10 protein-coding genes are annotated in these 12,127 nt (G+C 72.2%); all 10 read left to right on the forward strand.

What is annotated here, in order from left to right:
- Positions 1–65 precede the first annotated feature (65 nt).
- The 10 genes from groES (at position 66) to AC0VYD_RS03810 (ending at position 12,078) form a co-directional block, all read left to right on the forward strand.
- The gene (gene groES / locus AC0VYD_RS03765; protein WP_191268663.1) at positions 66–374 is read left to right on the forward strand and encodes a co-chaperone GroES; all 309 of its coding nucleotides are present in this window, start codon (positions 66–68) and stop codon (positions 372–374) included.
- 118 nt (positions 375–492) lie between these two features.
- Positions 493–2,097 carry a chaperonin GroEL gene (gene groL / locus AC0VYD_RS03770; protein ID WP_191268661.1) on the forward strand — a complete coding sequence of 535 codons (1,605 nt, stop codon included), beginning with the start codon at positions 493–495 and terminating at the stop codon, positions 2,095–2,097.
- A gap of 182 nt (positions 2,098–2,279) precedes the next feature.
- Complete coding sequence (locus AC0VYD_RS03775) at positions 2,280–2,930, forward strand: sigma-70 family RNA polymerase sigma factor (RefSeq protein WP_475478608.1); 651 nt, start codon at positions 2,280–2,282, stop codon at positions 2,928–2,930.
- Positions 2,931–3,206: 276 nt separating this feature from the next.
- Positions 3,207–4,697, forward strand: a complete 1,491-nt coding sequence (guaB, locus tag AC0VYD_RS03780; protein ID WP_475478609.1) for an IMP dehydrogenase — start codon at positions 3,207–3,209, stop codon at positions 4,695–4,697.
- 120 nt (positions 4,698–4,817) lie between these two features.
- Entirely contained in the window at positions 4,818–5,924 is a 1,107-nt protein-coding gene (locus AC0VYD_RS03785) for a GuaB3 family IMP dehydrogenase-related protein (protein WP_191269080.1), read from the forward strand.
- Positions 5,925–6,112: 188 nt separating this feature from the next.
- Positions 6,113–6,979: a lytic transglycosylase domain-containing protein gene (locus AC0VYD_RS03790; RefSeq protein ID WP_475478610.1), complete on the forward strand. Its 867-nt coding sequence runs from the start codon at positions 6,113–6,115 to the stop codon at positions 6,977–6,979.
- Between the two features lie 159 nt (positions 6,980–7,138).
- A complete protein-coding gene (glpD, locus tag AC0VYD_RS03795) occupies positions 7,139–8,872 on the forward strand; it encodes a glycerol-3-phosphate dehydrogenase (protein ID WP_475478611.1) in 1,734 nt (577 codons plus the stop codon).
- Between the two features lie 88 nt (positions 8,873–8,960).
- The gene (locus AC0VYD_RS03800; protein WP_475478612.1) at positions 8,961–9,992 is read left to right on the forward strand and encodes a hypothetical protein; all 1,032 of its coding nucleotides are present in this window, start codon (positions 8,961–8,963) and stop codon (positions 9,990–9,992) included.
- A 33-nt stretch (positions 9,993–10,025) separates the two neighbouring features.
- On the forward strand, positions 10,026–10,490 hold the full coding sequence (locus AC0VYD_RS03805) for a hypothetical protein (RefSeq protein ID WP_475478613.1): 465 nt from the start codon (positions 10,026–10,028) through the stop codon (positions 10,488–10,490).
- A gap of 64 nt (positions 10,491–10,554) precedes the next feature.
- Entirely contained in the window at positions 10,555–12,078 is a 1,524-nt protein-coding gene (locus tag AC0VYD_RS03810; RefSeq protein WP_475478614.1) for a 3' terminal RNA ribose 2'-O-methyltransferase Hen1, read from the forward strand.
- Positions 12,079–12,127 lie beyond the last annotated feature (49 nt).

The following is a 12,127-nucleotide window of genomic DNA, read 5'->3' on the forward strand; positions in this document are numbered from 1 at the left end:
TCTGTCCGTGCACTCGCATGGGCCGACGATCAGTACACCGAGACTTTGAAGGGGGAGGTCACACAGTGTCGACCGCCACCAAGACCGTGCTGAAGCCGCTCGAGGACCGCGTCGTGGTCAAGACCCTGGAGGCTGAGCAGACCACCGCCTCCGGTCTGGTCATCCCGGACACCGCCAAGGAGAAGCCCCAGGAGGGCGAGGTCCTGGCCGTGGGTCCCGGTCGTCTCGACGACAACGGCAAGCGCGTTGCCCTCGACGTGAACATCGGTGACGTCGTTCTCTACAGCAAGTACGGCGGCACCGAGGTCAAGTACGACGGCCAGGAGTACCTGGTGCTCTCCGCCCGCGACCTCCTCGCGGTCGTCGAGAAGTAGTTCTCGGCCAAGAGCCATCAGGCGTAGAGCCATCTGCATCCCGCACCGGTCGGCCCTCGAAGCCGGGCGGGGCGGGATGTTCGTTTTTGACCCGAACGGTTAGAGGAAGCACTCACACATGCCGAAGATCCTGGAGTTCGAGGACGACGCCCGCCGCGCCCTCGAGCGGGGCGTCAACCGCCTCGCCGACGCCGTCAAGGTGACGCTCGGCCCGCGCGGCCGCAACGTCGTCATCGACAAGAAGTTCGGTGCCCCCACCATCACGAACGACGGTGTGACCGTCGCCCGTGAGATCGAGCTGGACGAGCCCTACGAGAACCTGGGCGCGCAGCTGGTCAAGGAGGTCGCCACCAAGACCAACGACGCCGCCGGCGACGGCACCACCACCGCCACCGTGCTGGCCCAGGCGCTGGTGCGCGAGGGCATCCGCAGCGTGGCCGCGGGCGCGTCCCCGATGGCCATGAAGAAGGGCATCGACGCCGCGGCCGCCAAGGTCTCCGAGATCCTGCTCAGCCGCGCCGTGCCGATCAAGGAGCGCGAGGACATCGCCTACGTGGCGACCAACTCCGCCCAGGACGCCCAGATCGGCGACCTGATCGCCGAGGCCTTCGACAAGGTCGGCAAGGACGGCGTCATCACGGTGGAGGAGGCCCCGACCTTCGGTCTGGACCTCGACTTCACCGAGGGCATGCAGTTCGACAAGGGTTACGTCTCCCCGTACTTCGTCACGGACGCGGACCGCCAGGAGGCGGTCCTGGAGGACGCCCTGATCCTGATCAGCCAGGGCAAGATCGGCAACCTGAACGAGCTGCTGCCGCTGCTCGAGGAGGTCGTGCAGAGCAAGAAGCCGCTGCTGATCATCGCCGAGGACGTCGAGGGCGACGCCCTGGGCGCCCTGGTGCTCAACAAGATGCGCGGCACGCTCAACGTCGCCGCGGTCAAGGCTCCCGGCTTCGGCGAGCGCCGCAAGGCCATGCTCCAGGACATCGCTGTGCTGACCGGCGGCCAGGTCATCTCCGAGGAGGTCGGGCTGACCCTGGAGAACGCCGACCTCTCCGTGCTGGGCAGCGCACGCCGGATCACCGTCACCAAGGACACCACCACCGTCGTGGACGGCGGCGGCCAGCAGTCCGAGGTGGACGACCGGGTCCGCCAGATCCGCAACGAGATCGAGGCCAGCGACTCCGACTGGGACCGCGAGAAGCTCCAGGAGCGTCTGGCCAAGCTCGCGGGCGGCGTCTCGGTGCTGAGCGTCGGCGCGGCCACCGAGGTCGAGCTCAAGGAGAAGAAGCACCGCCTCGAGGACGCCATCTCGGCGACCCGCGCGGCCATCGAGGAGGGCATCGTCGCCGGTGGCGGCGCCTCCCTGGTGCACGCTTCGACCGCCCTGGGCGACCTCGGCATGACCGGCGACGAGGCCACCGGTGTGGCGATCGTCCGCCGCGCGCTGGTCGAGCCGGCCCGGTGGATCGCGGAGAACGCGGGTGCTGAGGGCTACGTGGTCACCCACCGCGTCTCCGAGATGGAGGTCGGCCACGGCTTCAACGCCGCCACCGGCGCCTACGGCGACCTGGCGGCCGAGGGCATCATCGACCCGGTCAAGGTCTCCCGCTCCGCCGTCCAGAACGCCGCCTCGATCGCGGGCATGCTGCTGACCACCGAGGTGCTGGTCGCGGACAAGCCCGAAGAGGACGAGGACGACGGCCACGGCCACGCCCACTAGGGTTCGGCCGTACCCGGTCCGGGGGCGGGGCGCGTCGGCGTCCCGCCCCCGTCCACTACCACGGGAGTGGCGTTTCACACCCGCACCTTTGTGCCAGTTTCGGGCTATTTTCCCAAAATGTAACCATTCTGTAGTTGCTGATTGGAGTGGTTGGGTCCCCAACTGCGGGCATCATTCGTTACGTGACGGATACAGGCGCCCGGGGGGGCGTTACCGCGCAGCGGCCAGGTGCGCCCGCGGGGCGCGAGGAGACCGACCCCGCTACGCGCGAGACGGGGTTGAACCATCTGGGATCACTCGCCGTCCAGGGGGACGACGGGGCCCTGGACTCGTTGCTGCGCGAGGTCAGACCCATGGTGGTCCGCTACTGCCGTACCCGCCTGGCCCGGGTGTCGGGGCTGGCGCACTACTCGGACGACGTGGCGCAGGAAGTGTGCATCGCCCTGCTCACGGCGATCCCCCGCTACCAGGACCGGGGCAGGCCCTTCGCCGCCCTCGTGTTCGGCATCGCCGCGCACAAGGTCGCGGACACCCTGCGGGTCGCGGGCCGGGTGGAGACGGTCCCCACCGACACCGTTCCCGAGCCGCAGGACGACGGCCCGGGGCCCGAGGAGTCGGCGGTGCGCGTGGTCGAGGCGCAGCGGGCCAGAGCACTCCTCGACGAACTACCCGAACAGCAGCGCAGGCTGCTGGTCATGCGGGTCATCACAGGACTTACAGCAGACGAGACGGGACATCTCCTTGGTATGTCGGCAGGAGCGGTACGGGTTGCCCAGCACCGAGCTATTGCTCGGCTTCGGAAGGTGGCCCTGGCGAACCGCCTCCTCCCTTGAGCACGGCGCCGCGTCCCGCCCGGGCCGCCGCCCCTGCCCCAACCGGCCCCGGACCCGCGGCTACTGCCGCTACCCCCGGTGGTCCTCCTGGCGGTGACCCGCCCCGGGGCCGCGTGACGGGGCGGGGCCGCGAACCCGTGGCCTTGATCACTTCGTGATCGAGGTGACCGGGCGAACATCCCATTCCATCTGGCCGGTGCCGGACGACAACCTAGGATGAGACGACACGCGGGGGCGATCCGCGAAGGTGTTGCCGGGAACAGCGGAGGTTGTGTCATGGGCCAGGACCACAGCGACTACGGGGACAAACTGCTCCCGCCGGGGCTGACTTACGACGACGTGCTGTTGGTACCGGCCTACTCCGACCTCCAGCCGGGCGAGGTCGACACCACCACCAAGCTCTCCCGCAACATCTCCCTCAGCATCCCGCTGCTCTCCGCCGCGATGGACACCGTCACCGAGGCCCGCATGGCCGTGGCGATGGCCCGCCAGGGCGGCGCGGGCGTCCTGCACCGCAACCTCTCGGCCCAGGACCAGGCCGCCCAGATCGACCTGGTGAAGCGTTCCGAGGCGGGCATGGTCACCGACCCGGTCACCTGTCACCCCGAGGACGACCTCGCCGAGGTGGAGCGCCTGTGCGCCCACTACCGCATCTCCGGTGTCCCGGTCACCGACGCCCAGGGCGGTCTGGTCGGCATCGTCACCAACCGCGACATGCGCTTCGAGAGCGACCGCTCCCGGCTGGTGCGCGACGTCATGACCACCGAGAACCTGGTCACCGCCCCGGTCGGGGTCAGCCGCGGACAGGCCTTCGAGCTGCTGCGCAGGCACAAGGTCGAGAAGCTGCCCCTGGTCGACGGCCAGAACCGCCTGCGCGGCCTGATCACGGTCAAGGACTTCATCAAGAGCGAGCAGTTCCCCGACGCCACCAAGGACGCCGACGGCCGCCTGGTCGTCGGCGGCGCGGTCGGCGTGGGCACCGAGGCCGAGGAGCGCGCCAAGCAGCTCATCGACGCCGGGGTGGACTTCATCGTCGTCGACACCGCGCACGGCCACTCCGCCGGGCTCGCCGACATGATCGCCAAGCTCAAGGCCAACTCCCGCGCCGACATCGTCGCGGGCAACGTCGCCACCCGGGCCGGAGCGCAGCTGCTCATCGACGCCGGCGCCGACGCCGTCAAGGTCGGTGTGGGCCCCGGCTCGATCTGCACCACCCGCGTCGTCGCCGGTGTGGGCGCCCCCCAGCTCACCGCCATCCTGGAGGCGGGCAGGGCCTGCGGCCCCGCGGGCGTCCCGCTGATCGCCGACGGCGGCCTCCAGTACTCCGGTGAGATCGCCAAGGCCATCGTGGCGGGCGCCAGCACCGTCATGCTCGGCAGCCTCCTCGCCGGTGTCGAGGAGAGCCCGGGCGAGCTGATCTTCATCAACGGCAAGCAGTTCAAGGCCTACCGCGGCATGGGCTCGCTGGGCGCGATGCGCGGCCGGTCCTTCTCCAAGGACCGCTACGCCCAGGCCGAGGTCTCCTCCGAGGACAAACTCGTCCCCGAGGGCATCGAGGGCCAGGTGCCGTTCCGTGGTCCGCTCTCCGCCGTGGCCCACCAGCTGGTCGGCGGCCTGCACCAGTCGATGTGGTACGCGGGCAGCCGGACCGTCCCCGAACTCCGGGAGCGCGGTCAGCTGATGCGGATCACCAGCGCCGGTCTGCGGGAGAGCCACCCGCACGACATCAAGATGACGGTGGAAGCGCCGAACTACAACGCGCGCTAGACGCCGTCGGACCGCCCTCTGCGCGGGGTTGACCGCGGGCCGATAGACTCGCGTCCGCGGTCATGCGCCGGTCGACCGACCGGCGCCGCACGTCAGAGGGGAATCGAAGAGTTGGCTCAGGTGGAGATCGGGCTGGGCAAGAACGGGCGTCGTGCCTACGAACTCGATGAGATCGGGATCGTGCCCGCCCGGCGGACCCGCGACCCGGAGGAGGTGTCGATCGCCTGGCAGATCGACGCCTACCGGTTCGAGACGCCCCTGGTGGTCAGCCCCATGGACAGCGTCGCCTCGCCGAAGACCGTCGTCGCGGTCGGTGAGCAGGGCGGCCTCGGCGTGCTGGACCTCGAAGGTCTGTGGACCCGCTACGAGGACCCCGAACCGCTGCTCCAGGAGATCCGGGAACTCGACGACGTCGCCGCGACCAAGCGGCTCCAGGAGATCTACGCGGCGCCGATCCAGGAGGAGCTGATCGGCCGCCGGATCGAGGAGATCCGCGACGCCGGCCTGGTGACGGCGGCCCGCCTGTCGCCGCAGCGCACCGCCCAGTACCACAGGGCGGTCGTGGACGCGGGCGTCGACATCTTCGTCATCCGCGGTACCACCGTCTCGGCCGAGCACGTCTCCGGGCGGGCCGAGCCGCTCAACCTCAAGCAGTTCATCTACGACCTCGACGTGCCCGTGGTCGTCGGCGGCTGCGCCACCTACACCGCGGCCCTGCACCTGATGCGTACCGGCGCGGCCGGCGTGCTGGTCGGGTTCGGCGGCGGCTCCGGCCACACCACCCGCTCCGTGCTGGGTGTGGCCGTCCCGATGGCCAGCGCCATCGGTGACGTGGCCGCGGCCCGCCGCGACTACCTCGACGAGTCGGGCGGCCGCTACGTGCACGTCATCGCCGACGGCGGCATGACCGGCAGCGGCGACATCGCCAAGGCCCTGGCCTGCGGGGCCGACGCCGTCATGGTCGGTTCGCCGCTGGCCCGCGCCGTCGAGGCGCCCGGCCGCGGCTACCACTGGGGCAGCGAGGCCCACCACAGCGAACTGCCGCGCGGGGAGCGCGTCGGGGTGGGCACGATCGGCGACCTCAAGTCGATCCTGCACGGCCCGGCCTCCACCAGCGACGGATCCATGAACCTCATGGGTGCGCTGCGCCGGACCATGGCCACCTCGGGTTACACCGACCTGAAGGAGTTCCAGCGGGTCGAGGTCGTGGTGAACCCGCACCGCTAGGCCTGTCTTCGCCCGCCCGCCCGCCGCCGCCCGCGCGGGCCCGGGGCGGGATCCGCCTGGGGCGCCCCGGTCGACCGGGGCGCCCTTCGCGTTCTCCCGGGCCGGTGCGACCGGTCGGCGGCGGTGTGTCACTATGGGGCGTGTTTTGCTTTCCGTGATCTCACAGTGACTTCTCCTTGGAGGACCGCATGGGTGACAGCGTGTCCGGTGCCAGCCGGCGCCGTCGGCGCGGACCGGCGATCGCGGTCAGCCTGGCCCTGGTCGTGTGCCTGCTGGTGACGACGGGGGTTGTGGTCCTGGTGGGCCGTGTGTCCAGCGTGCTCGACGACTGGGCACCGCCGAGCGCCGCGGGGGTCCCCTCGGACGGGACGATCGCCACCCCCGCGCACGAGGAACTCACCGGCCCGCCCGAGCAGAGCGGGGTGACGCCCAGGGACGACGGGGAGCCCGACGAGGCCGTCGTGGGCGCGGACGAGCGGCCCCGGCCCTCCGCGGCGCTCCGCCCGAGCGACGAGTGGCTGGACGGGGTCTCGGAGAGCACCGGTGTGCCGCGCCGGGCCCTGGAGGGCTACGCCAGCGCCCAACTGGCGCTCGACGCGGACCAGCCCGAGTGCCGGTTCTCGTGGCCCACGCTCGCGGGGATCGGCTACGTGGAGTCCCGCCACGGCACCTATGCGGGCGGTGAGCTCGGCTCGGACGGGAACACCACCGTGGACGTCATCGGTATCCCGCTGGACGGCACCAACAACACGCAGGCCATCCCGGACACCGACGGCGGAGAGCTCGACGGCGACACCGAGTGGGACCGGGCCATCGGCCCGATGCAGTTCATCCCCGGGACCTGGGCGCAGTGGGGGGAGTCCCTGGAGGGCGTGACCCCGGACCCGCACAACATCGACGACGCCGCGCTGTCGGCCGCCCGCTACCTGTGCGCCAGCGGCCGGGACCTGACGTCGGCGCAGGACTGGGAGTCGGCGGTCCTCTCCTACAACCGTTCCGGCACCTACGTCAGCGACGTCCTGGCCTACGCGCACGCCTACGCCGACGCCGCCTGAGCACCGCCGCGGGCGGGGAGGTAAATCGGTCGTGTCGCGTGTGGCGGCATCCGGCGTCCCCGGCCCCCGGTTAGCCTGAGGGCGTCTTCGGCGGACGCTCGGGCCCCACCGGTCGGGTAGGCGCCTCGCCGGGACACCGATCGAGAGGGAGGACGACGAATGGCGACCACCTGGTTGGGGCCGAAGGGGCGCACCGAGGCGCTCGCGGCGATGGCTGACGAGGAACTCGACGTCCTCGTGGTCGGCGGTGGGATCGTCGGGGCGGGCATCGCCCTGGACGCGGTCTCACGCGGCCTCTCCACGGGGCTGATCGAGGCGCGGGACTTCGCTTCGGGCACCTCCAGCCGGTCCAGCAAACTGATCCACGGCGGGCTGCGCTACCTGGAGCAGTTCGACTTCGAACTCGTTCGCGAGGCCCTCCAGGAACGCGGACTCCTGCTCACCACCATCGCCCCGCACCTGGTCCGCCCGGTGCCCTTCCTCTTCCCGTTCGAGCACCACTGGGAGCGGTTCTACATCGGCGCCGGGGTCACGCTCTACGACGCCCTGGCGCTGACCTCGCGGAACAACCGGGGACTCCCGGCGCACCGGCACCTGTCCAGGTCCGGGGCGCTCAAGGTGTTCCCCGCCCTCAAACGCAGTGCGCTGGCCGGGGCCATCCAGTACTGGGACTGCCAGGTCGACGACGCCCGCTTCGTCACCACGGTCCTGCGCACCGCCGCCGGGCTCGGGGCGCGGATCGCCTCCCGGGTCCAGGCGGTCGAGTTCCTGCGCGAGGGCGAGCACGTGGTCGGCGCGGCCGCCGCCGACCTGGAGACCGGGGAGACGAAACAGATCCGCGCCCGCCAGGTGGTGAACGCCGCCGGGGTGTGGACCGACGACATCCAGGAGATGGTCGGCGGCCGCGGCCAGGTCCACGTGAGCGCCTCCAAGGGTGTGCACCTGGTGGTGCCGCGGGACCGCGTCCAGGCCTCCTCCGGGATGATCCTGCAGACCGAGAAGAGCGTGCTGTTCGTCATCCCATGGGGCCGCCACTGGATCATCGGGACCACCGACACCCCCTGGGACCTGGACAAGGAGAACCCGGCGGCGAGCCGGACCGACATCGACTACGTCCTGGACCACGTCAACCGGGTGCTGCGCACGCCCCTGACCCGCGACGACGTGGAGGGTGTCTACGCGGGGCTGCGGCCGCTGCTGACGGGTGAGTCCGAGGAGACCTCGAAGCTCTCCCGCGAACACACGGTCGCCCACCCGGTACCCGGGCTGGTCCTCATCGCGGGCGGCAAGTACACCACCTACCGGGTCATGGCCGAGGACGCGGTGGACGCGGTGGCGCACGGACTGGGCGGGGCGGTCCCCGCCTCGGTCACCGCCAAGCTGCCCCTGGTGGGCGCGGACGGGTACGCCGCGCTGTACAACCAGCGGCACCGGCTGGCCCGGGACTCGGGACTGCACGTCTCCCGGGTCACGCACCTGCTGCGCCGGTTCGGCTCCTCGGTGTACGACGTGCTCGACCTGATCAGGGAGCGGCCCGATCTGGGCAGCCCCCTCGCGGGCGCCGAGGACTACCTGAGGGCCGAGGTCGTCTACGCGGTGGAGGCCGAGGGCGCCCGCCACCTGGAGGACGTCCTGTCCAGGCGCACCCGGATCTCCTTCGAGACCTGGGACCGGGGCATCGCCGCGGCCGAGGAGGCGGCCGGGCTCATGGCCGAACCCCTGGGCTGGGACCGGGAGCAGATCGAGCGGGAGGTGGAGTACTACCGCAAGGGCATCGAGGCCGAACGCGCCGCCCAGGAGCAGGACACCGACCAGGAGGCCGACGCCGTCCAGCACGGGGCCCCGGAGATCGTCCCGGACATCCACGTCGGCGGGGAGCAGAAGCAGACCTGAGCGGGGTCCGTCGCGCGGGTCGGCGGGGGACGACCGGTCCCCGTCGGCCGGTGGCACGGGATGCCATAACCTCACTGGCATGGCTGGCATGTGGCGATTCGGACGGAACCCGGCGAGGGTGCTGCGCGGCACCGACCTGGAGACGGCGCTGGTGTCCGCCTCCTACGGGACGGACCCGCTGCTGCGCGCCGGCTGCGAGGCGGTGCGCGGGGGCGACGCGGAGGCGGGCGCGGCCCTGCTCGTGGAGACCCGGGAGGATCCGGAGGTCCGCGCCTACCAGGCCGAGGCGCTGGGGCGGGCCGCCGCGGACCGCCCCGACGAGGTCGCCGCGCTGGTGGAGGGGGGTGCCGACCCCGCCGACACGATGCTGTGGCTCGGCCACGCCCTGCTCGCCCGGGCCGTGGCCTCGCCCGCCGGAGGAGCCGACACCACCCGCGCCGACCGGAAGGCCTTCGAGGCCGCCCTGCACGAGGCACGGGTCCCGTTGGAGGAGGCCGCCCGGCGCCGCCCCGAAGACGCCGCCCCCTGGGCCGCGCTCCAGACGGTGGCGATGGGGCTCGGGGACCGGGAGGAACGGGAACGGGCCTGGGCCGAGGCGACCGCGCGGGCGCCCCACCACTTCCCCGCGCACCTGACCCGGGTGCGCTCCCTGGCCCCCAGCAGAGGGGGCTCGGCGGAGGAGATGTTCGCCGCGGCCGGGGCGGCGGCCGACACCGCGCCCGAGGGCAGCCCGCTGCCGGCCGTCCTTGCTCTGGCGCACGCCGAGTACCTGCGCGGTGAGCAGCGCAGGCTCCTGCGGGAGGGCAACAGCGCCTACATCGCCGCCATGAGCCTGGGCCGCCTGCACGGGGAGGCGGTCCGGGAGCTGTTCGCGCTCGCGCGGGGGTGGGCGTCCGCGGCCGTGCCGCACGTGCGCGGCGTCCAGGCCCACCACCTGTTCGGCTGGGCCTTCCACCGCGCGGGGGAGAAGGACCTGGCCCGGTGGCACCTGGGGGCGGTCGGCCGGTACGTCTGCGACATCCCGTGGGCCTTCTTCGGGTCCGCGCGCGCCGAGGCCGCCCTGGCCATGGCCGAACTGGGGGTGGACCCGCGGGCTGACCGGGGGACCGGCGCCGGTTAGGCGCGCCGCGGCCGATGCGGTGAGAATGGGCCGATGAGCCGCACACCCCCCGTGAGCCCCCGCCAAGCCCTCCTCCTCGGCCTCGTGGCCGGTACCGGGGCGACCCTGCTTTCCCTGCTGATCGCCTGGTTCTACCTCGTACTCGTGGTCCAGGTCTCCGGCACCGGGGTGCTCGGGGCCGACGCCGACGAGATGCGCGTCGCCAAGTCCGTGACACTGACCGCCGCACCTCTCCTGGCATGGCTCCTGCTGAGGCTGCTCGGCCTGCCCCACCCCCTGCCGACCGCGCTGCTCTCCGTCCCCTTCTACCTGGTCTACGCCGCCCTGCCCCTCACCGAGTACCCGCTCATGCAGCACCCGCTCTGGGGCAGGGCCCTGGGCCTGGTCGCCATGACCCTCGCGGTCACCCTCCCGGTCCTGGTGACCAGCGGCCTCCACCGGCGCCGCGCCGTACCCCCGGCCTCCCCCGAGGACGGCGGTACCGGTCCCCGGACCTGACACGTCCGTGCGGCGGGCCGAAAAACACTGGTCGGCCTCGGGCGGGGTCGGACACAATGCACGGGTGCTACTGACGATCACCACCACAGCCCGGCCGGCGACGGACCTCGGACACCTGCTGCACAAGCACCCCGACAAGGCGCAGAGCTTCGAGCAGTCCTTCGGGACGGCGCACGTCTTCTACCCCGAGGCCACCGAGGAGCGCTGCACCGCGGCCCTCCTCCTCGAAACGGACCCGCAGGCGCTGTTGCGTACGCGCACGTCGGTGAGCACACCCGACTTCGCCCTGGCGCAGTACGTGAACGACCGGCCCTACGCCTCCTCCTCCCTGTTCACGGTGGCCCTGGGCAAGGTCCTGCGGACCGCCGTCCGGGGTGTGAGCCGGAGCCGTCCCGAGCTGGCCGGCACACCCATCCCGCTGGTCCTGCACCTGCCCGCGGTCCCCTGCCGCCCCGGACCGGAGAAGGCCAGGGCGCTCTTCGAGCCGCTGGGCTGGACGGTCCGGGCCGAACCGGTCCCGCTCGACCCGGGGCTGCCCGGCTGGGGCGACTCGCACCACCTGTCGCTCACCCTGACCGGAACCCTGCGGCTGTCCGAGGCGCTCAGCCACCTGTACGTGCTGCTGCCCGCGATGGAGGGCGGCAACAAGCACTACTGGGTGGACTCCACCGAGATCGACAAGCTCCTGCGCGCGGGCGGCGCCCCGGTCGACGGGGTCGAGGACGAGGCCGGTGCGGGCGCGGGCTGGCTGGCCGGGCACCCCGAACGAGGGTGGATCGCCCGGCGCTACCTCGCCCGCCGGGACGGCTACGTGCGCACCGCCATGGCCCGGCTGGCCGAGGCCGACGACCGGAGCGCCGAGCCCGGAACCGAAGACGGGGAGGCGACCGGGGCGGTCCCGCGCGATCCGGCGGTCGAGGAGCGCGAGCCCTCGCTGGCCGAGCAGCGCGCGGGCGCGGTCCTGGCGGTGCTGGAGGCCGAGCGGGCCACCAGCGTCATCGACCTGGGCTGCGGCGGCGGCAGACTGCTGGAGCGGCTGGTCGGAGTCCGCGCCCTGGACCGGATCACCGGGGTGGACGTCCACGCGGGCAGCCTGGAGGCCGCCCACCGCAAACTCTGCAAGGGCTGCCACCCGGACGGGGGCTGGCGGCACCGGAGCCTGTTCACCGACCACGACGCCCGCCCCGGCGACCGGTCGGCCCGTCGGCCCCGCCCCGAACTGCTGCTCGGCTCCGTGGTCTACCGGGACCGGCGCTTCCACGGCCACGACGCGGCGGTGCTCATGGAGGTCGTCGAACACCTCGACCCCTCCCGGCTGGCCGCCATGGAGAACGTGGTCTTCGGCGACGCCGCCCCCCGCGTCGTCGTGGTCACCACACCCAACGTCGAGTACAACCGCCACTACGAGGGCCTGGCCGAGGGCGCGTTCCGGCACGCCGACCACCGCTTCGAGTGGACCCGCGCCGAGTTCGCCGCCTGGGCCGACCGTGTCGCCGCCGAACACGGTTACACCGTCCGCCGCCTGCCGGTCGGCCCCGAACACCCCGAGACCGGGGCCCCGACCCAGATGGGAGTCTTCACCAATTGACTTCCTCCCCGCTCTGAAGGGACGGGGATTCCGATACGCGCTCGCGCGC

This window comes from Nocardiopsis sp. iso_40 (assembly GCF_056173285.1).

Bases quoted from the DNA above. Each gene is read 5' to 3' on its own strand.
- guaB (WP_475478609.1), top strand. From the start codon at position 3,207: ATGGGCCAGGACCACAGCGACTACGGGGACAAACTGCTCCCGCCGGGG.
- AC0VYD_RS03790 (WP_475478610.1), top strand. From the start codon at position 6,113: ATGGGTGACAGCGTGTCCGGTGCCAGCCGGCGCCGTCGGCGCGGACCG.
- AC0VYD_RS03800 (WP_475478612.1), top strand. From the start codon at position 8,961: ATGTGGCGATTCGGACGGAACCCGGCGAGGGTGCTGCGCGGCACCGAC.
- groL (WP_191268661.1), top strand. From the start codon at position 493: ATGCCGAAGATCCTGGAGTTCGAGGACGACGCCCGCCGCGCCCTCGAG.
- glpD (WP_475478611.1), top strand. From the start codon at position 7,139: ATGGCGACCACCTGGTTGGGGCCGAAGGGGCGCACCGAGGCGCTCGCG.
- AC0VYD_RS03805 (WP_475478613.1), top strand. From the start codon at position 10,026: ATGAGCCGCACACCCCCCGTGAGCCCCCGCCAAGCCCTCCTCCTCGGC.